Raw genomic sequence first — 23,467 nt, 5'->3', positions numbered from 1 at the left:
TTGCTTTGTACGTCTCTATTGGAGTGTGGTATGACAAAGCCAACAATTATTATCAATGATTTAGATGCAGAACGCCTAGATGCACTGTTGGAACAAGCAGCTTATGCGGGTACCCCAGTTGCTGACGCACTGAATGATGAACTTGATCGTGCAGACATCCTGTCACCACAGGAAATTCCTGCCGACGTCGTCACAATGAACAGTACGGTGCGTTTTCTTGATTTGATTAGCAATGAAGAACGCACACGCACTTTAGTTTACCCAGCCTCTTTAAAAGATAGTGCTGAGCAGCTCTCTGTTATGGCGCCAATCGGTGCGGCTTTGCTTGGTCTGCATGTTAATGATGAGATCAGTTGGGCATTGCCTAATGGTGTTGAAACACGCGTAAGAGTACTCGAAATTATTTATCAGCCAGAAGCCGCGGGTGAATACCATCGTTAATGGTATAAAATCGCCTAACTTAGCAATAACATCAATGTATTAAATAAGCAGGCTGACGTTAACAGAATAAAAAATGGGTTTTCCACGATAGGCTTTGCAGGCAAAGCGCTTGAAGCCACTTTATCAGGCAAAAAATAAATCTATTCTGTTTATTGATAAGGCACTTCAAAAGGAGTGCCTTATTCATTTGAGCAAATTACTCTCCCGCAATACTCATTTCAGGTAACAATACAGAGCCACACTGAATATTACTGCGAGTTTCAATATCATCGGCAATCGTGACGATATTTGCCCACATATCTTTTAAATTACCTGCTATTGTGATCTCGCTGACAGGATATTGGATCTCACCATTTTCCACCCAAAAACCGGAAGCACCACGTGAATAATCTCCGGTGATCCCACTGACCCCTTGCCCCATCAGTTCAGTAACAACCAGTCCTGTTCCCATTTGTTTTAGCAATGCTTCGAATGACAGCCCCTGACCAGCAATACGCCAGTTATGGATCCCTCCAGCATGCCCTGTACTTTGTAAGCCTAACTTTCTGGCTGAATAAGAGGTCATTAGCCACGTTTGCAACACACCATTTTCAATAATATTGCGCTCAGTGGTGCGAACCCCTTCACTGTCGAATGGCGATGACGCTAATCCACCGATTAAATGCGGCTGTTCAGTGATGGTTAACCAATCAGGTAAAATTTGCTTACCTAAGCTATCGAGTAGAAAAGAAGATTTGCGGTAAATACTACTTCCACTAATTGCCCCAACAAGATGACCAAACAACCCTGTCGCCACTTCAGCAGCAAAAATAACAGGTGCCTTCATCGTTGGCAGCTTTCTCGGTGAGAGGCGTGCCAATGTACGACGAGCGCACTCTTGCCCCACCCATTCAGGCGATTTCAAAGCACTTAAGCTGCGCCCGATGGTATAAGCATAATCACGTTCCATTTCACCATTTTGCTCTGCGATCACACAACTTGACATCGAATAACGGCTTGAGCAATAGCTTTGTAGCATACCGTGAGAGTTACCAAAAACCCGCACGCCATAATGACCATTAAAGCTTCCCCCTTCCGTATTCACAATACGCGGGTCAACCTTAAGTGCCGACATTTCCGCTTGTGACGCCAATTTAATTGCTTCTTCAGGAGTGATATTACTGGCTTGGAATAGTTGTAAATCAGGGGCATCAAAGGCTAATAGTGACTTCTCAGCAGGGCCTGCACATGGGTCTTCCGATGTGTAACGGGCAATGTCTACCGCAGCTTGTACTGTACGCTCAATCGCTTCGGGGCTTAAATCTGTTGAAGAGGCGCTCCCTTTACGTTGGTTGTGATAAACGGTGATCCCAAGTGCGCCATCACTATTGAATTCAACATTTTCGACTTCTCCTTGACGGGTACTGACACTAATTCCAGTGCTTTTGTTCACAGCAACTTCAGCGGCATCACAACGACTTTTTGCAAAATGAAGCGCCCGTGCAACCGCCTCTTCTAAATTTTTACGTTGTTCGCTGACTTGTTCAGTTAAATTCATCGATTCAATCCACATAAAATGGGGGAAACCCGGCTTTTTTTACACCAACTCACAAATGTCGGGTGTCATCAGGGCTTTTTCCCAGTTACAATACATAATATATGAATGTTAACATCCACAACGCGGCAGGTCATGCAATTACACGCTGCGTTCTGTAAAAAGGAAATCGATATATGGCCAAACAGCCTGAAGACTGGCTGGATGATGTCCCAGCGCCGCAAGATGAAGACGATGATGAGATCATTTGGGTCAGTAAAAACGAAATTAAACGCGATGCTGAAGTTCTCAAAAAACTGGGGGCCGAACTTGTTGAATTAAGCAAAAATGAACTTGAGCGCATTCCACTTGATGCTCAGTTACTCGATGCCATTGAACTGGCACAAAAAATCAAGCGTGAAGGTCGTCGTCGCCAACTACAATATATTGGTAAGTTGCTACGCTCTCGAGACGTTGACCCCATCACAGAGGCTTTAGATAAACTGAAAAATCGCCATAATCAGCAAGTTGTCATTCTGCATAAGCTTGAAGACCTGCGTACACGCCTTATTGAAAATGGTGATGATGTTATCGAAGAAGTCGTTGCTCTGTTTCCCCATACAGATAGACAACAACTTAGGGCATTGGTACGTAACGCTAAAAAAGAGCGTGAAGGCAATAAGCCACCAAAAGCCTTCCGCCAAGTTTTTCAATATTTAAAAGAGCTGTCCGAAAGCGCTTAAATCACCATCCCCTATACCACTCACAATATGCTATAGGGGATGATGTCAAAAATAGATTAAAAACTAACCCCTAAACATTGCCTTGCTTCTTTTATATCAACTTCATATTCACCCATAATGAATTTTTTAAGGTTCTCTCTGAGTACGATTGCATCAATAATTGTTTGATCTTCTAAGACACTATCAATAACCAATGTATTCCAATTTTTGACGGCTAATAGTGCTTGAGCCACCTGATTACCATAGAACGGATTATCACTCTTTAGAAAATTAGTGATATATTGTAGCTTAGGAAGTTTTTGTAAAATATTGATATGACTTTCTTCCATATAGAGAATTGAAAAAGAGAGTTTTTTTAATTTTTTTAACTCAGAAAACTCATCAGGTAGCCATCTCATTTTATGATTATAACTCATATCCAAGTGTGTAAGATGTGTTGACTTGGTTAATGCAATTGGAAAAGTATCCATTAGACAATGGCTGATATTCAGTTCATATAATTTGGGTTGTGGTGCAGTAATATTGATATTTGCATTACCCGATAGCAGTAACACCTTTAAACTTTGAAGTGCTTTGTCGATAAGAAATAAGGTTTCTTCATCTTGAAAACCAAGATCTAAATATTCTAAATTGACTACCTGATATAAAATACAAGGGAACTCGGTAAAATTACAATGGCTTAACAATAGTTTTTTCAATTGATTGAGTACAGGTAGTTCTTCGGGTAAACTTGAAATAGTGTTAAAACTTAAATCAATGGATTCTATCTGATTGATATTTAATATATCTATTGGAAATTCAGTCAACGAGCAGCACGCTAAATTAATGGATTTTAAATGGTCAGTCTGCATGCCCTTCAACGATAATTCTTTTAGCGGATTATTTGATAAATCTAGCTCTTTAATATTTTCAAGCTGAAATATTTCTTCGGGTATTTCTGTAAGATTTAGGTTAGACAAATTAAGTTTAGCATTTTTTGATGCTTTAAACTTATCTATTGCCTTCTGAACTTGACTTACTATATTACCATTTTTCTTAATCGAATTACCTTTTTTTATCGCCTCAATGATTTTATCTATTTTGATATTTTCTTCGGCGTCATCATAATACTTTCCAGATAATACGTCTTTTGCATGATACCTTAAATCTTGGAAACCTAAAAAGATACCTTTACTCCCCTTATCATAGATTGAAAAACAGTGGTCATCCGAAATAATATATTCCGCTGTGACTTTACCTGTTATATTTATCACTCCATGATTATAAATTCCTATCATGGTTTGCTCAACGGTCACATCCCCCTTGATGATAATACAAGCTCCCCCAAATGCTATGTTCTTAGCTGATACATTCCCTTTTACAATAACGGTTGGACCATAATCTACATTACTTTGAGTTAACGCATTTTCGATAATAAGGTCTTTTTCAAAAAGAATAATAGTCCCTCCCATCTCGTCTATATCATCAATTTCTAAAGAGTCCAATGTGACACTTTCTTTGACCCGTAAAAGTCGACCGTTATAATAATCCTCAAGATAACTAGGTAGAAACTCGAGATGGTATTTTTTAACACAATCGGAAAAACTGATGTTTATTCTTTCAAAAAAATTCATTTCCCTTACCTTATTTAGCATTATTTTATTATAAATAAATCTAGCTTTAGTCATAAATATTCAATTATCATTAACCTTGAGATAAATGTAAAATGATTAAACCCAATAACAGTAGAATAATCATTATTAGGATATAAATAACGTAATAATCCTAAAAAACGTTAGCTATCTTGAATTTGCTTGATAGTCATACAATGTCTCCGTATGATACTGACGTTAATCATATTCTTACCCGTATTATCGCGGCTGCTATCCCCGATAACCTTATGTGGAAGATATGGATAATTCAAGAAATCGAGCATGGCGTAGAGCCAAAAATAGAATCCACTCGCCGCGAAAAAAACGAGATCGCTTTCCCGCTGAGAAAAACTGGAAACAGATGTATGGGCGTAGGAAAAAATTATTCGCGCGACACAGCTAGGTATGGCATACCCCCAAATCAGTAACAGACAGCTTGCTCTGAAAGGTTTGGAGGAAATACATAACAGTAAATGAATATTTTATTTATTTGTAGTCGTAACCAATGGCGTAGCCCAACCGCAGAGCAAATTTGGCGCCACCATCCAAGCTGGTCGGTACGCTCTGCTGGCACCAGTAGCAATGCAAGACGCCGAATTACCGCAGATTTGCTCCGTTGGGCTGATGTTATTTTTGTCATGGAACAAAAACATAAAGATCGGCTAAAAGCCAATTTTACTCGCCTACTCGAACACAAATCACTTTATGTACTCGATATTCCTGATGAGTATCAATACATGGACCCGCAATTAATTGAGATACTTAAAGATATTGTTCCAAGTTATCTCAGCGAGTTTATCCCGTAAGAAATGACGATAAGTGAAACCTTTTTTAATTACCCTTAAAGAAGGTTTTATCACAAAATTGATTGAGCCAACATCGAACCTACCGTGTTATCTATTTTATGATTAAAAAAACATTTTATTGGCTTATTCAATATAAAAACCCATAATTCAAACACAATAGGATGTTATCAAAAATGAAAAAATGGTTAGCCTCTCTTTTTAAAAAAGGACAAGAAAATTATCCTGTCGTTTGGAATACGAATATCACGCCAATCTATCAGCATTTATTGCCTTGGATAAACGAATTATCCCCACTCCCTGAATCACTGTCTGAGCTCCCAGATACAACTGAAGTCGATGAAAATACAATTCGTTGGGCTAATGGCGCTGAAGATGGTGTATTCAGCCACCACGGAATGGGGGCTTCTGAAATCACTGCTAGCGAAATTTACACTTCACTAAAAAGAGCGCTGGAGAAAAACGACAAAGAATCGGTTTATCATTTCTATCAGCAAGTCGCCGAACAAAGCCCGTTATCTTATATCGACGATCTAATCCATTTAATCGTCGATAAACAAGAGATCCATGCGCCAAAATTGGAAGCCTTTACCGACTGGTTACTCCACAATAGCCCCGATACTAATGTGGTTAAATTGGCCATTTCCTTTACTGTGTTTTTTCCAAGTGATGAACGCCTTAAGACACTTTATTGTCTTGCTTGCCATGATGAATTCACGCTTTACACTATTATCCCAATCCATGCGATGCTCACATCCACATCTGACTATGATGCAATGTGGCTAAAGTTAGCAAAACGTGTTGAAGGCTGGGGGCGCGTACATCTTATTGAACATCTACCCGATGAAATAAGTGAGGAAACCAAGCAATGGATACTGACTACAGGCTATCAAAATAGTGTTATGGTTGAATATACCGCTTGGCACTGTGCAACCTATTGCCACTTGGCAGATGCATTAGAAACACAAAATGATAGCCAATTATTAGTAGCCTCATCCGATATTATTCAAGCGTTGCTAGGCGGTGGACCGGCACGTGATATCAATGACTATGATGATGCTTTTCGTTGTTGCTTCAATTACTTGAGCCGCATTTTAGAACAAGATTATTTATTAGACTATTATTTTACTGTACTCGGCATTAATGATTATTTTCAAGAAAATAGCGAGAAATTTGAAAATAGCACAGCCATCACTTCATTAGCACAAACTATATTGGATAACCCTATATGGGATAAATTAATCGCTCAAGGTTTAAATAGTGATGATGATATCTTATTCCGTAATAGCACCAGTATAGCCAGAGCCCGTGGTCAAGATATCTTCCCTTATCTATACGAAAAACAGTTAAATCATCCTGAGAATGATTTGTGGTTTGAGTTAATGAAAACGAACGATATAGACCAAGTCAAACAAGTGATAGCCTTAGCAGAGCAGCAGCTCCCATTAGAAGCAATATCGACAGGGCCGAGTGATAGCCTTGGTCTTGGTGCTGGCTATGCACAACATGGAAAACTTGATTTTATTTTACAAGAATTACCGCGTTTTCCTGGTGTCGGTTTATCTATGATCCTCTGTGGGTTGCAAAGCCCTGTAGTGCGTAACCGTAATATGGCTCTTAGGGCATTAGCGAATTGGAAAAGAGAAGATTGGCCTCAAGACTTAGAGCCATTGCTGACTCAATGTCATGCCATTGAGCCGGATAACGAAGCCAAGGCAAGATTTGCAGCCCTCTTACGGGGCGAGCCACTTGAAGATTAATAAAATCAGGCTGGTTGACTTCAATCAGCCTGATTTTATATTCAGTTAAATTGAGTTTTTATTGAGTGAAGTAATGTTGGGAATTCTGTATACCCTTCTCTATCAAGGAAATGCCCAGCTTCTTCCTCAATAATCACTTCGGTTTGTAATGCCTTGGCGAGTGTTTGTGATGATTGTGGTGAAACGACCCAATCATTGGTAGAGATAATTGAAATCCTTTTATCTGCTATATCAATTAAATATGGGTAATCTAATCGGCTCAACGTGTGAGGCTTTAATTCAGGTAGTGTGCTTTGCTCCTGATCAAAACCCGCTACTAAAATATAGCCACCGACTTTATTGCCTTTTGCAACCTGCTGCTCTAAAAAGCGCAATACGGTCACACACCCTAGGCTATGCCCAATAAATAGGGTATTTTCATCAATCTCAATTGCTAAGTTTTTGAGATGTTGTTGCCACTTTAATGGCTCGGGTGATAGCGGTTCAGGCATTTCAGGTACATACACTAACGCGCCTAACGACGCTAACTCAGCCTTTAACCATGGAAACCAGTTTTTTTCTGGTGAAGCGGTATAACCATGCACAATGACAAACTTCTTACCTTTCAATGACTCATTTTGAGAAACGTCATTTGCCATTTTTATTTCTCCATAACCCTAATCAGTTGGCATATACTATACCATGCATAGTTTAATGGTTATTTAGAATTTTTCGTTATATCTAGGGCGAAAATAAACTCATCTTCCCACATATCTTGTGCATCATTCATTACATCAATAATATCCGAGAATTCTATCCGCTGAGTTGATGTCATGTGGCTAAAAACAATGGTAATAGGCAGCTCTAGCCCCGCAGAGACCATATCCCAAAGGGCATCAAGATTGTGACCAAACCAATTTGGCAGCGAGAACCGTTGTGAAAATTGCAAATAAAAGTCTTCAACTGTTTTGATCTGCCGAAAGTCAAAAACTATTTTTTGGTTCATCGCTGCTATCTCTTAGTTTACCTGCTGGAAGCTTTTATAGTGATCTGTAGTGACATAAATCATGCCATCGGAGGAGTATAGCAAACGGTCTGCACCGCGGTGCCCACAGTTGTAATTGATATCAGCCTCATACCATTGGCGATTCGGAGCGATGGGTAACCGCTTCTCTCGATTAGAGAACCTATCTCCCCCAATCGCTTTCCCAGGTAGCACATCACACAGGTTCCCCTGTTTCGGCTCCCAACCAGCCTGACGAGCCGCTTTTTTCGTGATGTAAAAACTCGGCAATTGCTGATGTTTTTGCATATAGCTCACCACATTTGCCTGTTTGGTTAGTTCATCAATTTTCTGGGGATGCGGCTGTTGTTCTGTTGTTTGCGCTGGCACTGAAACAGGCCTTTCGGCCTGTTTTTTGTCTTGTTGTTCACCCGCATTAAAATATAAGCTAAGCGCGATCAAGACCGCCATCAACAGCATTGAAATAATCCGTTTATTCATTGCTTAATTCCAATTTATGCGGTGCCGCCAACAGTCATTTTATCCAATTTCAGTGTCGGTTGCCCAACACCAACAGGCACACTTTGCCCTTCTTTTCCGCACACACCCACTCCCTTGTCGAGCGCAAGATCGTTACCTACCATGGAGATTTGCTGCATTGCTTCAACGCCAGAACCAATGAGCGTTGCGCCTTTAACCGGAGAGGTAATTTTGCCATTTTCAATTAGATAAGCTTCAGAAGTTGAAAAAACAAACTTACCGGAAGTAATATCAACCTGACCACCACCAAAATTAGGTGCGTAGATGCCTTTATCCACGCTAGAGATAATCTCTTCAGGCGTTGACGTACCTGACAACATATAGGTATTGGTCATACGAGGCATTGGTAGGTGCGCATAAGATTCACGACGCGCATTTCCGGTTGGTGCGACCCCCATTAAACGTGCATTCAATTTATCCTGCATGTAATTTTTCAAAATACCATTTTCAATCAAGACATTATACTGACCCGGTACACCTTCATCATCGATGGCTAAAGAGCCTCGACGGCCTGCAATTGTGCCATCATCAACGACAGTACAAAGAGGAGATGCGACCAGCTCACCAATTTGCCCTGAGAAAACAGACGTGCCGCGACGGTTAAAATCACCTTCTAAGCCATGTCCTACCGCTTCGTGAAGCAATACGCCCGGCCAGCCTGCCCCCAATACAACAGGCATCATACCAGCTGGCGCTGCAATCGCTGACAGATTAACCAGTGCCATACGTACCGCTTCTTTCGCATACTGCTCTGCAAGCACTTGTCCTTGATGAATTTCAAGAAAATATTCGTAGCCATAGCGCCCGCCGCCGCCGCTAGCACCGCGCTCACGCTTACCTTCATGCTCCACCAGCACACTGACAGATAAACGAACTAATGGGCGAATATCGGCCGCTAACGTACCGTCCGTTGCTGCTACTAATACTTGCTCATAAACACCCGTTAGGCTTGCATTGACTTCGATCACTCGCGGATCTTCTGCTCTTGCAACCTGATCAATACGGTGCAATAACGCAATTTTGTCCTCTCGTGACAAGCTTTGCAGTGGATCCGTTTCTGAGTATAGCTTCTTGTAGCCCACTTCAGTCAAAATTTGTGATTTACCGTTACCTTGCTCGCTGACGATGCTACGTGCCGCAGTCGCGCTTTGCTGTAACGCCATCAACGAAACCTGATCGGCATAGGCAAATCCCGTTTTTTCGCCACTTATCGCTCTAACACCGACGCCTTGGTCAATGTTATAAGAGCCGTCCTTGATGATGCGATCTTCTAATACCCACGCTTCGTGGTAGCTTGATTGAAAATAGAGATCCGCATAATCAATTTTACGCTCAGATAACAAGCCTAGTGTGTCGTACAGTTTTTGATGGTCAAGACCATTGGCGGCCAGCAAATGTTCGCTGACAGAAGCTAAACTCATATTGGTTACTCTTTTATTGTGTCTTTTTTAATCAATGAAGTCAGTTGCGGCCTAAAGCGGTTATGTTTCACCACTCGGATTTGTTCCCGCATCCCACTTAAATTTTCAGTTTGAATATTTAAAACCGTCGATGCTACAGCATCAACGTTCTTTTTCATAACTTTACCCCAACCATCGACGGCTAAGGTGTGGCCCCACGTTCTGCGCGTACCATGTACACCAACTTGAGCGGGCGCTAATATAAAACATTGGTTCTCTATCGCCCTTGCACGCAGCAGTGGCTCCCAATGTGCTTTACCGGTATAACGCGTGAAAGCGGCAGGTACAGAGATAATCTCAGCCCCCTGCTCACGCAAGGCTTGGAATAAACCAGGGAAGCGGAGATCATAACAGATTGTCATACCTAATCGACCTACAGGCGTATCAACCACCGTGATATGTTCACCACGCTGATAAATAACCGATTCATTATAGGTTCCCTGCTCATCTTCAATATTCACATCAAACATGTGGATCTTGTCATAGCGCGCCTGAATCTGCCCTTGGGAATCAATTAAAATACTGCTGCTCGTAATGCGTTCAGGATCCTCACGGCTGATCAATGGCATTGAGCCAATTAAAATCCAGACATTGTAGCGCTTCGCCATATTGGCAATAGCTTCTTGTAAAGGGCCTTGCCCTTCTTTTTCGGCCTGTTTACGGTAAGTCGCCGCATCTGCGAACAACAAGGCATTTTCAGGTGTCAATACTAGCTCAACAGTCTCTGGCAACTGCTTAATTTGCTGCTCAATCTGTGCCAAATTATGTTTCGTATTTTTACCGCTGCATAACTGCAAAAGTGCAACATTGCCATTTTTCATTACTCTTGAGTCTCCTTTAGCTGACGCAATACTTCATCAATTTTGGGTTCATCCAAGCTTCCTGTCACACGGTAACGTATCACAGAAATTTTGCTCCATAGCGGACCTAATACTTTTGATGCAGCAAAAACCGCTGCACCCGCAATCGGGTTAACTGCAAATGCCGTTGCTACTCCTACTGTAGCAGATATTTCGGGCGTCACGACCGCTTCACCGTTAATTTGGCGTTTCACCAAATCAATTTCCCCACTTAACGTAATATCGGCAACTAACCCATCAATGTACACATCTTTTGCTGATAGAATACCATTACGGATCTTGGCATTACCTTTAATTGAGTCAAAGTCAAAGTCATTACTAAAGGTATCGCGAAAATCAAATTGAAGTTTGCGTAATAGTGCATCAAAACTCACTAGCCGTAACAGTTGGCCCGCTCGCCCTCCGCCCATTTTAGCGATCGCGCCTTTACCAAGCTTACTTGATAACGCGCCATTAAGGGTTGCAATATCTGGCGACCAAGGCACATCTTGCCAATTGAGTTCGAAATCAAGCGTATAAGGTGAACCGATAATAGGAACTAAAATACCATAGTAAGCGGCTGTTTCATCAAATTGCTCCCCACTTAAGGAGCCTGCAATTTGTGTACGGTTTTGTTTACCGCTTTGCCATAAAGCATCTAATTTTAATTGAGTGGCGCTATTACTTAATGTTCCACCACTTAGTTGCAATGTATTTCCTTGCGGCTTCAAGTGGGCACTCAATTTCCCTAATTTTTGTCCACCTGCCCAGCAATCTTGGCAATTAACCGTCATTTCAGGCCAATGGCTAAAATTGAATGAGGAAGAGTCATTGCTACTGGTTGTTTGTTCTCCAGGGAATGCCATTGGGTTGTAATACAGGTAATCGATATTCAGCACCCAAGGCTGTTGAGCAAAAATCTGTAATTCCCCTTTAAGATTTTCGCTTGATACCTTAATTTGCTGCTCTTTAGCCAACAAATTAAATGAGAGGTCTAAATTTTGCCATGCTTGTCCACCTAAAGATAGGGATGGTGTCTTCACTCTCACTGTTTCAGGTAAGCCAATATTTATCGATTTACCACCTTGATCTGCTGAAAAAAATGTATCGACTGTTTTTAACCATTGTGGGTTAGTAATCACTGGCAAATCAGCAAGTAGCATTGATGACTGCGGTAACTCTGGTGGCTTGCCATTCCATTTTGCCAGAGTGCCTTTTTCTAAACGTAATTGTGGTGCTCTCAGATCCCAACGCGTGTTGAAACCAATACGCCGACCAATATCACCGCCTATATTTAAATGTGTCGATGAGCCTTTAGCTGTTGCATTGACCGTCCCTAACTCTTTAAGTAAGCGATCGTCCAATGCAGGGAGGCGGCTCTTCAGTTTTTTTAAACCAGCGGAGAATTCCACGGCAAGAGCCATATCATCGGACGGCGAATGTGGAAGTGTAATTTCAATATGACTGTTCCAATCGCTGGTTCCCGCCACTTTTTGCTTTAATGAATCAGGCAATTGAGCAATTTTTGCTATATCCCAATTTCCCCCTAGATCCACCTTCACTTGGTAATCTTTAGGGTTATCAACCGTTGAAAAATTGACGTCGACAGGTTGCCCCAGCCATTGTGCTTTTAATTTATCACCGACCAAATCGCCGTTGTTAAATTTAAACTGCCCCGTCAACTCCGTGAGCTTACTGTCGATAGGCTTAATCAATAAATCATTTTTATTCAGATTGATATTCCCTTTCGCGTTAACTTCCTTGCCGTGTGCTAACGGAATAGATAAAGCGAGATCACCTGTTACCATGCCTCCAATTTGCAACTCATCTAACGTATTGCCAATCGAGCTTTTCAGTGGTGTCATACTAAAATACTGCTGTATTTGTGAGCCTGTACCCGCTAAATCAGCCTTAATAAATAGCATTTCATTTTGATAATTCGGGATATCAGCGGTTAGCTGTGTGGCTGTTGCTTCACCTAATTTGACACTGTCTGCACGCATTGCCAGACCTGAACGTTTAAAATCAAGGTTAATGTCTAAATTAGATAAAGCAGGCCAACCTTTATCATACTCAAAGGTCGCTTTGCGTAAGGGCACAAAGACTTGGAACTGGCCATCGTTCTGATTAAATGGGAAATGTTTAGGGTCACCCTTGAAGACGACTGTCGCATCTTTCGCTTGCCCTGCGATGATAGCGTTTGATAGGTAGTCCGCTAGGCTTTCCCCCATCAACTGTTGCGGGAAATAGCGCCACGCTTCTCCCGCATTATCAATATTGACGCCCGCTAAGATGCTCAGGTCAGTATCATCACTTTTTTTCGACTGATAAAAACTAAACTGCCCATTCGCCCATAATGAAGAGGCCTGTATATCCAGTTGGTCGCTCCACAACTTGAATTGATTGTCATCATTTTGCCAATACAGTTGTCCGCGTGCTTTATCAATTTGAAAAGGGGCTTTAAATTGAGGCTCATAGTCAACATAACTCTTATCTAATGTCGCAGAGAGAACCCCTCGCTGCGCATTCCCGACCAAGACCCCCGTGAAGTGATCAACCGAAGGGAGTTGTTTCCATTTTTTCCAACTGACATCCTGCCAGTCCATATCAATTTGCGTGTGCTCAAGTTGATCGGGAGTAATATCTAGAGCAAAAACGGATAATAAACCTTTCGGTTGGCGATGCTGCCATTCTTGCACCGTTTCTGGCGTCACAAATGAAAAAGTAGGTAAGATTTCACTAAGGCGCTCTAACTCAATATTTTTAGCTCGGATCCGCCAGTGATCTTTTTGGTGGTATTTCATCGATGAAGGCAGATAAAGTACCGAAACACTCCCATTCGGCCAAATATATTCATTGGTTTTTAATGTATCTAACTCAGGAATATTAAATAACCAGCCTTCCCCTTGCCTTCTCATGCGGATGAGTAAATCATTAACTTGTAGGTTTTGCGCTAAAGGGGCTTCCCCCCAATTCGCTTCGCCTTGTCGTAACTGCAAGAGGCCGCTATCAATACGATTATTTTTGATGGTAACCCAAGAGGATAAGCTAAAATTGGCATCGCGCAGCCCAGTATTTTCACGTAACCAGCGACTTAACCATGGCTGCATATCTATATTGTCAGCTTGTAGATAAATGGTGCCGTCGCTCAAGATGCCGTTTTTATCTTTAATATCAATTTTGACTTGCAAAAAACCATGCTGTTTGTTGATCGTTTCTAAGCTAACAAACCCTTGGGCACGGTGGCGGCGTTGCTCATTCAACCAAGTTAATTCAGGTAAAATCAGGGTTGTTTTTTGCTCTGATGGCGTCAGAAAGGTCAGTTGGCTATTTTTGAGAGTAAAATGGTTAAATTGCTTTAGAAATAGCCCTTCAATACTATCACTATCAATCGGTTGTGCGCGGCCTTCAAAACTAAAAGGCACTTTATAATCGACATTGAGCTGGTAGAAAGTGATGTCACGAAAACGCCATGTTAAAGAAAGTAACGAGCTCCAAATATCGAGTTCAACGGCGATTTTGCTGGCTTTTGCATCGACTTCTTCATTGCGAACAACCACATCGGTTAAGGTCAGAACCGGCCCAAACGATTGCCATGCCCCCTCAATTTCACCTATTTGTAAGGTGATATCCGTGTTTTTTTCAATATAGCCAATGATATCTTGCCGGTAATAGTTGATATTCGGTAAGAAGAAACGTAGCCCAGTGAGCAGCAATGCACCAAGCAGCAGCACGATAGCCGTCGTCATCCATACTACCCGTGGCAGTCGTTTCACCCGTTTCTCCTTCACGTAAAAACTACATCATGATGACATCAAACTGTTCCTGACTGTATAACGATTCAGTCTGAACTTTAACCTGCTTACCGACAAAAATTTCCACTTCCGCAAGGGCATGAGACTCGTCACCAGTCAGTGCATCAACCACTGATTGGGAAGCATAAACTAAGAACCTATCTGCATCGATTGTGCGATGAACACGAACAATTTCTCGTAAAATTTCATAACACACGGTTTCAACCGATTTTACTGTGCCACGCCCTTGGCAAGTTGGGCACACATCACACAAAACATGCTCAAGGCTCTCCCGGGTACGCTTACGCGTCATTTCCACTAGCCCTAGCTGAGAAAAGCCATTGATCGTGGTTTTTACTTTATCTTTACTAAGCGCCTGCTCCAAAGAGGCTAAAACACGGCGACGGTGCTCGATATCACTCATATCAATAAAATCGATAATAATAATACCGCCCAAATTTCTCAGCCGTAACTGACGAGCAATCGCTTGGGTCGCCTCTATATTGGTGTTAAAGATGGTCTCCTCAAGATTGCGATGCCCTACAAACGCCCCTGTATTGATATCGATTGTCGTCATCGCTTCAGTTTGATCGATAATCAAATAACCACCTGATTTCAATTCGACTTTCCGATCCATCGCGCGTTGGATCTCGTTCTCTACGTCAAACAAATCAAAAATCGGCTGGTTACCTTGATACAATTCAAGCTTAGCTGTCATTTCAGGAACATATTCTTCAATAAACTCCTGTAACTCCTTATAGGTTAGACGAGAATCCACACGAATTCTATCTAATGAAGCCCCCGCAAAATCACGAATTATCCGGTAAGCGAGTGATAATTCGCCATAAATTTTGGTGCGAGTGACATTACGTTTCTTCCGTTCAATGACTTTAGCCCACAAACGTTTGAGAAATGCCGCATCTTGCTTCACTTCATCTTCACCCACCCCTTCAGCAGCGGTGCGTATGATAAAGCCACCATTTTCATCGCAATATTGAGACACGCACTCTTTTAAACGCTCGCGTTCACTTTCACTTTCAATGCGCTGTGACACACCAACATGTGAAGCTCCCGGCATAAATACCAGATAGCGAGAAGGCAATGTAATATCTGTCGTGAGCCTTGCACCTTTCGTGCCTAAGGGATCCTTCACGACTTGAACAATCAAGTCTTGCCCTTGTTTAACAAGTTCAGCGATATCTCTAACATGGAAATTCTTTTGCTCATCCCCAGCAATGCACTCGGTATGAGGCATAATATCGGAGGCATGTAAGAAGGCAGCTTTATCCAGACCAATATCAACAAAGGCCGCCTGCATACCGGGCAACACACGGCTCACACGACCTTTGTAGATATTCCCTACAATTCCTCTTTTTGCTTCTCGCTCTACGTGGATTTCTTGCAAAATCCCACCATCAATATAAGCAACGCGCGTTTCAGATGGTGTAACATTTACTAGTAACTCAGCCGTCATGACATCCCCTTACCATCACTTAACGCTAAAAATCGTTGTATTAATTCATCTGTTTCTACTAACGGTAAACCAACAACTGCATGATAGCTGCCATTTATACGCCTTACATAACAGCCACCCTTACCTTGGATCTCATAGGCTCCAGCTTTATCCATAGGCTCCCCTGACTTTATATAATCCTGTATTTCAGTTAAAGATAACTCGCGGAACGTCACATCTGTCACAATCAATGCGCTGAGTGTGCGATCCATATCCGAGATTGCGACAGCCGTCATCACTTGGTGCGTATTTCCCGAAAGGGCTGACAGCATTTCTTGAGCATGCTGTTCATGGCGAGGTTTCTCTAGGATTTGATTATTAAGAACAACAATGGTGTCTGCCCCAATTACCGGGCATTTTTTAGGCGCTATTTTAACCCCCGCCTGTGATTTCTCCCGCGCCAAACGTTGAACATACGCTTCAGGAGTTTCACCCGGTTGCCATTGTTCCTCAACGTTGGGAAGCAAGATATCAAAATGATATCCTAATAGTTGCACAAGCTCTCTTCTTCTCGGCGAACCAGAAGCCAAATAAATATAACTCATAAAACGATATTCCAGAGATAATTGCCAGCCGGTAAAAATCTTAACACACTGAAAACTGACGACGAATTTTCCGTAATAGCAAAAACAGCCATGGCCACAGAATACCATTTACGAGACTATTCCAGAATACTTGAGGGTGGAATAATACCTGAGAAGAGACAAATTCAGCCCAAAAAACAGTCATATCCAGTATGATTGTCAGCAACACAATGATTAAGGCTTGCTGCCACAGCGCCATATTTCTCAGTAATTGGTATTTATAGGAGACAAGATAACAAATAATACTGTATGAAAGGGCGTGAACCCCCAATGCCGAACCTTGAATAGAGTCAACAATAATGCCAAGAATAAAGCTCGTTCCCACACTTACACGGTGCGGTAACGCCATAACCCAGTAGATAAGGATCAAAAGTAACCATGATGGCCGATAAAACGTAAATTGTTCCGGCCATGGGACCAATTGCAAAATCAATGCAATGAAAAAAGAAATCCAAATAATACTGCGACCATTACCGCGATATTCATCCATTTAACTAACCCTCTTTACCCATAGCCATTATACCTTCCTTTATGGTTGGGCTTCTTGAGACATTGATGGAGGTAACGGTGGACCCTGAATTTCACTCGGGTTTGGTAATACTTGTGGGAGCACCTTCATCAGACGCTCATTGGCAGCGCGATAGACCTCTGAAGGCTGTAATGGTGTAACGGCATCGTTATCATTACCCCATAATAGTAACAAATAGCGTAAGCGCTGCAACTCAGCACTTGGCCTTGCGCTAATAATCGTATAAGCCCGCTGAGTATCGTGCTTAACATTAGAGACAACGGCCACAGGGTAGCCTTCAGGGAAACGACCACCTAAACCGGATGTGACCAAAACATCCCCAACGCGAATATCCGTATTTTCAGGCAGTGGCTCTAACTGTAAGTCATCGGCACACCCCGACCCCGCGGCGATCACTCGGATATCATTACGTAATACCTGTACCGGTAGCGCATGGGTCGTGTCACAAATCAGCAAGACGCGACTATTAAATTGGCTAACACCAACGACTTGCCCTACAACCCCTTTATCACTAATGACGGGCTGCCCTTCGTACACATTATCATTTTCACCTTTATCGATAACGACTTGGTCTCGATAAGGCGTGTTCGCTCCCGAGATCACTTGTGTGACCATCATGTGTTCATCTTGACGGAGCGGTGAGCCAAGTAATTCTCTCAGGCGAGCGTTCTCTTGCTTTAATTGTTCGAGCAAAAGACTATCTGCTTTTTTCAACAACAATTCCTGACGCAATGCCTTATTTTCAAACTGGAGTTGTTCACGCGAGGAGAAATTTTCCGAAATATTATCAAGAAATTGACGTGGGCCATTAGCCAAAAAGTAAAATGGGCTAACCGCCGTGTCTAGATAGTTACGGATTTTATTGAAAGGCTCAAAGCGATGATCGATCACGACCAGTGCGATTGCGGCAATAACAGCAATAAAAATACGCAGCTGGAGCGATGGACCTCGCCTAAAAATCGGCTTCATGTATGGCTGTGTTTCACTAAGTTCGGAGGAACAAAAATAGGCAAATCAGCAGCCGGAGCCAAAGCCCCAGCTTGCCTATAGCGTTATTTAGTCATCGCTAAACAGATCGCCACCGTGCATATCAATCATCTCTAGTGCTTTACCGCCACCACGAGCAACACAGGTCAAAGGATCTTCAGCAACGATAACAGGTATACCTGTCTCTTCCATTAGTAAGCGGTCGAGGTTACGTAGCAGAGCACCGCCACCAGTTAATACCATACCGCGTTCTGAAATATCAGAAGCTAATTCAGGAGGGCACTGTTCTAATGCTAACATGACAGCACTAACTATACCGGTTAGTGGCTCTTGCAATGCCTCTAAAATTTCATTTGAATTCATTTTGAAGCCGCGCGGCACACCTTCAGCGAGGTTACGACCACGAACTTCTATTTCATAAACTTCATCAGTTGGGTAAGCAGAACCGATACCATGCTTAATACGCTCAGCGGTTGCCTCACCAATTAAAGAGCCATAGTTGCGACGAACATAGTTAATGATCGCCTCATCAAAACGGTCACCCCCAATGCGAACAGAAGAAGAATAGACAACACCATTCAACGAAATAACCGCTACCTCGGTAGTACCACCACCGATATCAACAACCATTGAACCTGTCGCTTCAGAAACCGGCAACCCAGCACCAATTGCCGCAGCCATAGGTTCTTCAATTAAAAAGACTTCACGTGCACCCGCACTTAACGCAGATTCACGAATTGCTTTACGTTCAACTTGAGTTGCGCCAACAGGAACGCAGACCAGCACGCGAGGGCTTGGGCGAAGGAAACTATTGCTATGAACCTGTTTGATAAAATGCTGAAGCATTTTTTCAGTTAAGAAAAAGTCTGCAATAACACCATCTTTCATTGGTCTTATCGCTGAAATGTTACCTGGTGTACGCCCCAGCATTTGCTTAGCTTCACCACCAACAGCCGCGACGCTTTTTGGCGTACCTGAGCGGTCTTGGCGAATAGCGACAACAGAAGGTTCATTTAATTTTACGCCTTGTCCTTTGACATAAATAAGGGTATTGGCCGTACCCAAGTCAATTGACAAGTCATTAGAAAACATGCCACGAAATTTTTTAAACATAACGAAAGGGTTATCCTGCAAGCTGGGGACGAATAAAAACCCGTCTACTCTACCAACCACTTGAAGCTGTCTCAAGGCGTTAATGAGCCGCTTCGAAAAATATGGTTAATCCATCTGTTGTTACAGCACAAATGACTGTACATGCCTCTTTAGAAAACGAAGCAGATAACAACCTTTAAAAAGGGCCATTTATTGGTGAGTAAATTTAACTTATTTATGCATAAATTTATCAACAGACAATAGCACTTTGGTTGTTATATACGCCGTCTTCTCTTCCACCCTGTGTTGACAAGTTTTTATAGCTACAAGTTCAAATAATATTTTGTTATTTTTTTTATTGTTGCACATCGACTAGCTTCACAGCTAAACACGTGCATTTTCTGTATGTTAGTTCCATTACTCACTAAAGAAACTAGGTAATGGTACTTATTCACAAACAGAAATCTTCGTAACGTGATATTTTGCACGATAAAACAGTGTTTATGCCAGAAAAAATTACATTTTTACAAATTAATTACAATAGTAATGATACGAGCGTCACAACTCACTCGGTTGCGATAAAGTTGCCATGATAGATATCATTCATTATTCTTAAATTGACTAAAAAATCCCCTCAAAATTAGGAGCGAAGTATGAAAGCCCTCGTCCTACAGAAACACGATGACCAACTCACATCCGATATCCAATCCATTCCCACTGAACAACTTCCTGCTGGCGATGTTATCGTGGATATTTATTGGTCCACATTAAATTATAAAGATGCCCTCGCTATCAGTGGTAAGGCAGGGATTGTACGTCAATACCCCATGGTGCCTGGCATTGATTTCTCGGGTGTCGTACACCACAGCGAAGATCCTCGCTTTAGTGTCGGCCAACATGTTTTACTCACAGGCTGGGGTGTAGGCGAAACGCACTGGGGTGGACTGGCGACACAAGCTCGTGTTCCCGCAGATTACCTCACCCCGCTTCCTGAAGATTTATCATTACGCCAAGCGATGATTATCGGTACGGCAGGCTTCACCGCTATGCTCTGTGTCAACGCATTAGAAGATGCTGGGATCACGCCAGAGAGAGGGGAAATTATTGTCAGTGGCGCTAGCGGCGGTGTCGGCTCTACCGCAATACAGCTTTTATCATCGTTAGGCTATGATGTCGTTGCCATCTCAGGACGCGCCGAAAACAGTGACTATTTGCAGCAAATAGGGGCGAAAAGAGTGCTACCACGAAGCCAATTTACCTCCCCGGCCAAACCACTTGATAAGCAACATTGGGCTGGTGCAATTGATACGGTAGGCGCAGAGGTACTCGCGAATATATTAGCCCAAACACAATATAATGGCGCTGTCGCGGCTTGTGGCCTAGCCGGAGGATTTTCATTACCGACGACTGTCATGCCATTTATTTTGCGCAATATTCGCCTGCAAGGCGTCGATTCTGTTTACTACCCTGCCGCGAAGCGCTCCGCCGTTTGGCAACGCCTCACACAATTACTTCCTGAGTCATTTTATACACAGGTTACCTCAGAAATTACCTTAACGCAGTCCATTGAGTACGCACAAAAGATCTTAAAAAATCAGATAACAGGGCGTACACTGGTGAACATTTCGCGTTCATAATTTGAATTTGTGCGGAGATATTCAGAAATTTGGATTACCGCACAATTCAAAAAATAAATTCGGGTAATTTCTCTGATAAGACCAGTATTTTGCTGTCATATGCCACGAAATAATTATAATAGCGTTTTTTATCGATAAAGATTTCATTTATTTTTATGATAAAAGATGACAAACCGCCAACATCAGGTTATGTTGTCAGGTTATTGACATATCGTCGGAGTTAGCACCACAATGACAGAAGATATTCACATTTTACTCCTCAATGGACCGAATCTAAACCTACTTGGCACAAGGGAGCCAGAGAAATATGGTAATCAAACTCTGGTAGATATTGTCTCCAAGTTAACCGCAGAAGCGGAACAGCTAGGTGTAAAATTGAGTCATTTTCAGTCTAATGCAGAACATGAGTTGATTGAAAAAATTCATGCTGCAAAAGATAACGTAGATTTTATTCTGATTAACCCGGCGGCATTCACACATACAAGTGTTGCCCTACGTGATGCATTATTAGCAGTTGCACTCCCGTTTATCGAGATCCATCTGTCTAATGTGCATGCCAGAGAACCGTTTCGCCATCACTCCTATCTTTCCGATAAAGCTGTCGGTGTGATTTGTGGTCTTGGTGCTGACGGTTACAGTTTCGCGTTACAGGCAGCGGTTAACCGTCTGTCATAAATCAATTAAATCCAAATATAAGAGTACGGAATCATATCCATGGATATTCGTAAAATTAAAAAGCTGATCGAACTGGTCGAAGAGTCTGGTATTTCTGAACTGGAAATTTCTGAAGGTGAAGAATCAGTACGCATCAGTCGCGTTTCAGCTACTTCTCAGGTCATGACGGCTCCTCAACAATTTTATTCAGCGCCAGCAGCTCAGCCAGCATTAGCTACCGCTGTTGCACCTGCTCAAGAAGCGGCGGCGGCAGCCCCAGCTCCAGCAGCGGCTGCTGTTGCGGGCCACCAAGTTCGCTCACCTATGGTGGGAACTTTCTACCGTTCACCAAGCCCTGAAGCAAAACCATTTATTGAAGTTGGCCAAACTGTCAACGTCGGTGATCCACTTTTCATCATCGAAGCAATGAAAATGATGAACCAAATCGAAGCAGAAAAAGCAGGTGTTGTGAAAGCAATCCTGGCAGAGAACGGCGAGCCAATTGAATATGACCAGCCGTTGGTGGTTATCGAATAACGAGGCGTTTCCATGCTGGAAAAAATTGTCATTGCTAACCGTGGCGAAATCGCACTGCGTATTCTTCGTGCCTGTAAAGAGTTAGGCATTAAGACCGTAGCTGTGCACTCCGCGGCAGATAGTGATTTAAAACATGTGCTGTTGGCAGACGAGACTATTTGTATCGGCCCAGCAGCCTCCGCAAAAAGCTACTTGAACATTCCCGCTATCATTTCAGCGGCAGAGATTTCAGGGGCTCAAGCTATTCACCCAGGATATGGTTTCCTGTCTGAAAATGCTGATTTTGCTGAACAAGTTGAACGCTCAGGCTTTATTTTTATCGGACCAAAAGCTGAAACCATCCGCCTAATGGGCGATAAAGTTTCCGCTATCGAAGCGATGAAAATTGCCGGTGTTCCTTGTGTACCAGGTTCTGATGGTCCACTAGGCAGCGATACTGATAAAAACAAAGCTATCGCACAACGTATCGGCTATCCTGTTATCATCAAAGCCTCTGGCGGCGGCGGTGGTCGTGGTATGCGTGTTGTGCGTAACGAAAAAGATTTGGAATCTTCCATCAATCTGACGCGTGCAGAAGCTAAAGCGGCCTTCAATAATGATATGGTTTACATGGAAAAATACCTTGAAAACCCTCGTCATGTTGAAATTCAAGTTATGGCTGATGGTCAAGGCAATGCCATTTACTTGGCAGAGCGTGACTGCTCAATGCAACGTCGCCACCAAAAAGTCGTTGAAGAAGCCCCAGCACCAGGTATTACTCCTGAAGTTCGCCGCAATATCGGTGAGCGTTGTGCTAATGCTTGTATCGAAATTGGCTATCGTGGTGCAGGTACTTTCGAATTCCTCTATGAGAATGGTGAATTCTACTTTATTGAGATGAACACCCGTATTCAGGTTGAGCATCCAGTAACAGAGATGGTCACTGGCGTTGACTTGATCAAAGAACAGTTACGCATCGCATCTGGTTTACCATTATCAGTAAAACAGGAAGATGTTATCGTTCGTGGTCATGCGATTGAATGTCGTATCAATGCTGAAGATCCGAATACCTTTATGCCTAGCCCAGGTAAGATCACCCGTTTCCATTCGCCAGGTGGCTTTGGTGTTCGTTGGGAATCTCACATTTATGCAGGCTATAGCGTACCGCCATACTATGACTCAATGATTGGTAAATTGATCACCTACGGTGAAACACGTGAAATCGCCATTATGCGTATGAAGAATGCGCTTAATGAGCTGATCATCGATGGCATCAAAACCAATATTGAACTGCACCAAATGATCATGAATGATGAAAACTTCCAAAAAGGTGGCACTAACATCCACTATTTGGAGAAAAAACTCGGTATTCAGGAGTAATGACTGAAACACTGAGATTCACCTCTCATTCATCAAATACCGGAAAGTCACCTTTCCGGTATTTTTTTA

The 23,467-nt window shown here is 42.5% G+C and carries 21 protein-coding genes; 8 read left to right on the top strand and 13 right to left on the bottom strand.

The genetic code is table 11. From position 1 onward, the window contains the following. The first annotated feature begins 30 nt into the window (after window positions 1–30). Window positions 31–441: a nucleoside diphosphate kinase regulator gene (gene rnk, locus PSF11_RS09545; RefSeq protein WP_004925498.1), complete on the top strand. Its 411-nt coding sequence runs from the start codon at window positions 31–33 to the stop codon at window positions 439–441. 196 nt (window positions 442–637) lie between these two features. Here rnk and pmbA read toward each other — a convergent pair whose 3' ends face one another. After that, window positions 638–1,978 (bottom strand): metalloprotease PmbA, encoded by a 1,341-nt coding sequence (gene pmbA, locus PSF11_RS09540; RefSeq protein WP_014657572.1) that lies wholly within the window; start codon window positions 1,976–1,978, stop codon window positions 638–640. A gap of 173 nt (window positions 1,979–2,151) precedes the next feature. Here pmbA and yjgA point away from each other — a divergent pair, with 173 nt between their 5' ends. Further along, window positions 2,152–2,697: a ribosome biogenesis factor YjgA gene (yjgA, locus tag PSF11_RS09535; RefSeq protein ID WP_072502761.1), complete on the top strand. Its 546-nt coding sequence runs from the start codon at window positions 2,152–2,154 to the stop codon at window positions 2,695–2,697. A gap of 56 nt (window positions 2,698–2,753) precedes the next feature. Here yjgA and PSF11_RS09530 read toward each other — a convergent pair whose 3' ends face one another. Next, window positions 2,754–4,364: a leucine-rich repeat domain-containing protein gene (locus PSF11_RS09530; protein ID WP_072502760.1), complete on the bottom strand. Its 1,611-nt coding sequence runs from the start codon at window positions 4,362–4,364 to the stop codon at window positions 2,754–2,756. Between the two features lie 437 nt (window positions 4,365–4,801). Here PSF11_RS09530 and PSF11_RS09525 point away from each other — a divergent pair, with 437 nt between their 5' ends. Continuing rightward, window positions 4,802–5,134, top strand: a complete 333-nt coding sequence (locus PSF11_RS09525) for a low molecular weight protein tyrosine phosphatase family protein (protein WP_004925512.1) — start codon at window positions 4,802–4,804, stop codon at window positions 5,132–5,134. A 173-nt stretch (window positions 5,135–5,307) separates the two neighbouring features. Continuing rightward, window positions 5,308–6,891 carry a hypothetical protein gene (locus PSF11_RS09520; RefSeq protein WP_225829603.1) on the top strand — a complete coding sequence of 528 codons (1,584 nt, stop codon included), beginning with the start codon at window positions 5,308–5,310 and terminating at the stop codon, window positions 6,889–6,891. Window positions 6,892–6,932: 41 nt separating this feature from the next. On the opposite strand, the gene PSF11_RS09515 is transcribed toward PSF11_RS09520, so the two are convergent. The 11 genes from PSF11_RS09515 to PSF11_RS09465 all read right to left on the bottom strand — a co-directional run bounded on the left by PSF11_RS09515 (window position 6,933) and on the right by PSF11_RS09465 (window position 19,232). Continuing rightward, complete coding sequence (locus tag PSF11_RS09515) at window positions 6,933–7,529, bottom strand: RBBP9/YdeN family alpha/beta hydrolase (RefSeq protein WP_014657567.1); 597 nt, start codon at window positions 7,527–7,529, stop codon at window positions 6,933–6,935. A 59-nt stretch (window positions 7,530–7,588) separates the two neighbouring features. Next, a complete protein-coding gene (locus tag PSF11_RS09510; protein ID WP_004925519.1) occupies window positions 7,589–7,876 on the bottom strand; it encodes a barstar family protein in 288 nt (95 codons plus the stop codon). A 12-nt stretch (window positions 7,877–7,888) separates the two neighbouring features. Then, on the bottom strand, window positions 7,889–8,374 hold the full coding sequence (locus tag PSF11_RS09505; protein WP_004925521.1) for a ribonuclease domain-containing protein: 486 nt from the start codon (window positions 8,372–8,374) through the stop codon (window positions 7,889–7,891). 14 nt (window positions 8,375–8,388) lie between these two features. Continuing rightward, window positions 8,389–9,834 (bottom strand): metalloprotease TldD, encoded by a 1,446-nt coding sequence (gene tldD, locus PSF11_RS09500; RefSeq protein WP_040132455.1) that lies wholly within the window; start codon window positions 9,832–9,834, stop codon window positions 8,389–8,391. 5 nt (window positions 9,835–9,839) lie between these two features. Continuing rightward, window positions 9,840–10,694, bottom strand: a complete 855-nt coding sequence (gene nit1 / locus PSF11_RS09495; protein WP_004925524.1) for a deaminated glutathione amidase — start codon at window positions 10,692–10,694, stop codon at window positions 9,840–9,842. Then, window positions 10,694–14,488, bottom strand: a complete 3,795-nt coding sequence (gene yhdP, locus PSF11_RS09490) for an AsmA2 domain-containing protein YhdP (RefSeq protein WP_071821175.1) — start codon at window positions 14,486–14,488, stop codon at window positions 10,694–10,696. The genes nit1 and yhdP overlap by 1 nt, the downstream gene beginning before the upstream one ends. 22 nt (window positions 14,489–14,510) lie before the next feature. Continuing rightward, window positions 14,511–15,980, bottom strand: coding sequence for a ribonuclease G (gene rng / locus PSF11_RS09485; RefSeq protein ID WP_004925530.1), 1,470 nt, complete (start codon window positions 15,978–15,980; stop codon window positions 14,511–14,513). Then, window positions 15,977–16,564: a Maf family protein gene (locus PSF11_RS09480; protein WP_072502758.1), complete on the bottom strand. Its 588-nt coding sequence runs from the start codon at window positions 16,562–16,564 to the stop codon at window positions 15,977–15,979. Before PSF11_RS09480 ends, rng begins: the two co-directional genes overlap by 4 nt. Window positions 16,565–16,604: 40 nt before the next feature. Then, window positions 16,605–17,093: a rod shape-determining protein MreD gene (gene mreD / locus PSF11_RS09475; RefSeq protein WP_004925536.1), complete on the bottom strand. Its 489-nt coding sequence runs from the start codon at window positions 17,091–17,093 to the stop codon at window positions 16,605–16,607. Window positions 17,094–17,132: 39 nt separating this feature from the next. Then, on the bottom strand, window positions 17,133–18,101 hold the full coding sequence (gene mreC, locus PSF11_RS09470) for a rod shape-determining protein MreC (RefSeq protein WP_004925539.1): 969 nt from the start codon (window positions 18,099–18,101) through the stop codon (window positions 17,133–17,135). Between the two features lie 87 nt (window positions 18,102–18,188). Further along, entirely contained in the window at window positions 18,189–19,232 is a 1,044-nt protein-coding gene (locus tag PSF11_RS09465; RefSeq protein WP_014657562.1) for a rod shape-determining protein, read from the bottom strand. A 632-nt stretch (window positions 19,233–19,864) separates the two neighbouring features. Here PSF11_RS09465 and acuI point away from each other — a divergent pair. From acuI to accC, 4 genes are all read left to right on the top strand, one after another. Next, complete coding sequence (gene acuI, locus PSF11_RS09460) at window positions 19,865–20,848, top strand: acrylyl-CoA reductase (NADPH) (RefSeq protein ID WP_014657561.1); 984 nt, start codon at window positions 19,865–19,867, stop codon at window positions 20,846–20,848. A gap of 231 nt (window positions 20,849–21,079) precedes the next feature. Continuing rightward, a complete protein-coding gene (aroQ, locus tag PSF11_RS09455; protein WP_004925554.1) occupies window positions 21,080–21,523 on the top strand; it encodes a type II 3-dehydroquinate dehydratase in 444 nt (147 codons plus the stop codon). Window positions 21,524–21,562: 39 nt separating this feature from the next. After that, complete coding sequence (gene accB / locus PSF11_RS09450; RefSeq protein WP_004925558.1) at window positions 21,563–22,039, top strand: acetyl-CoA carboxylase biotin carboxyl carrier protein; 477 nt, start codon at window positions 21,563–21,565, stop codon at window positions 22,037–22,039. A gap of 12 nt (window positions 22,040–22,051) precedes the next feature. Beyond that, the gene (gene accC, locus PSF11_RS09445) at window positions 22,052–23,398 is read left to right on the top strand and encodes an acetyl-CoA carboxylase biotin carboxylase subunit (protein ID WP_004925561.1); all 1,347 of its coding nucleotides are present in this window, start codon (window positions 22,052–22,054) and stop codon (window positions 23,396–23,398) included. Window positions 23,399–23,467: the final 69 nt, after the last annotated feature.

The organism is Providencia sp. PROV119 (assembly GCF_028482435.1).
Lineage (GTDB): Bacteria > Pseudomonadota > Gammaproteobacteria > Enterobacterales > Enterobacteriaceae > Providencia > Providencia stuartii.
This window is presented reverse-complemented; position numbering and strand designations above follow the sequence as displayed.

Excerpts from the sequence above, each read along its gene's own strand:
- accC (WP_004925561.1), top strand. The coding sequence starts at position 22,052 with ATGCTGGAAAAAATTGTCATTGCTAACCGTGGCGAAATCGCACTGCGT.
- PSF11_RS09515 (WP_014657567.1), bottom strand. The coding sequence starts at position 7,529 with ATGGCAAATGACGTTTCTCAAAATGAGTCATTGAAAGGTAAGAAGTTT.
- tldD (WP_040132455.1), bottom strand. The coding sequence starts at position 9,834 with ATGAGTTTAGCTTCTGTCAGCGAACATTTGCTGGCCGCCAATGGTCTT.
- accB (WP_004925558.1), top strand. The coding sequence starts at position 21,563 with ATGGATATTCGTAAAATTAAAAAGCTGATCGAACTGGTCGAAGAGTCT.
- PSF11_RS09530 (WP_072502760.1), bottom strand. The coding sequence starts at position 4,364 with ATGACTAAAGCTAGATTTATTTATAATAAAATAATGCTAAATAAGGTA.
- PSF11_RS09465 (WP_014657562.1), bottom strand. The coding sequence starts at position 19,232 with ATGTTTAAAAAATTTCGTGGCATGTTTTCTAATGACTTGTCAATTGAC.
- aroQ (WP_004925554.1), top strand. The coding sequence starts at position 21,080 with ATGACAGAAGATATTCACATTTTACTCCTCAATGGACCGAATCTAAAC.
- PSF11_RS09520 (WP_225829603.1), top strand. The coding sequence starts at position 5,308 with ATGAAAAAATGGTTAGCCTCTCTTTTTAAAAAAGGACAAGAAAATTAT.
- PSF11_RS09525 (WP_004925512.1), top strand. The coding sequence starts at position 4,802 with ATGAATATTTTATTTATTTGTAGTCGTAACCAATGGCGTAGCCCAACC.
- mreD (WP_004925536.1), bottom strand. The coding sequence starts at position 17,093 with ATGGATGAATATCGCGGTAATGGTCGCAGTATTATTTGGATTTCTTTT.
- pmbA (WP_014657572.1), bottom strand. The coding sequence starts at position 1,978 with ATGAATTTAACTGAACAAGTCAGCGAACAACGTAAAAATTTAGAAGAG.
- acuI (WP_014657561.1), top strand. The coding sequence starts at position 19,865 with ATGAAAGCCCTCGTCCTACAGAAACACGATGACCAACTCACATCCGAT.
- yjgA (WP_072502761.1), top strand. The coding sequence starts at position 2,152 with ATGGCCAAACAGCCTGAAGACTGGCTGGATGATGTCCCAGCGCCGCAA.
- nit1 (WP_004925524.1), bottom strand. The coding sequence starts at position 10,694 with ATGAAAAATGGCAATGTTGCACTTTTGCAGTTATGCAGCGGTAAAAAT.
- mreC (WP_004925539.1), bottom strand. The coding sequence starts at position 18,101 with ATGAAGCCGATTTTTAGGCGAGGTCCATCGCTCCAGCTGCGTATTTTT.
- rng (WP_004925530.1), bottom strand. The coding sequence starts at position 15,980 with ATGACGGCTGAGTTACTAGTAAATGTTACACCATCTGAAACGCGCGTT.
- PSF11_RS09505 (WP_004925521.1), bottom strand. The coding sequence starts at position 8,374 with ATGAATAAACGGATTATTTCAATGCTGTTGATGGCGGTCTTGATCGCG.
- PSF11_RS09510 (WP_004925519.1), bottom strand. The coding sequence starts at position 7,876 with ATGAACCAAAAAATAGTTTTTGACTTTCGGCAGATCAAAACAGTTGAA.
- rnk (WP_004925498.1), top strand. The coding sequence starts at position 31 with ATGACAAAGCCAACAATTATTATCAATGATTTAGATGCAGAACGCCTA.
- PSF11_RS09480 (WP_072502758.1), bottom strand. The coding sequence starts at position 16,564 with ATGAGTTATATTTATTTGGCTTCTGGTTCGCCGAGAAGAAGAGAGCTT.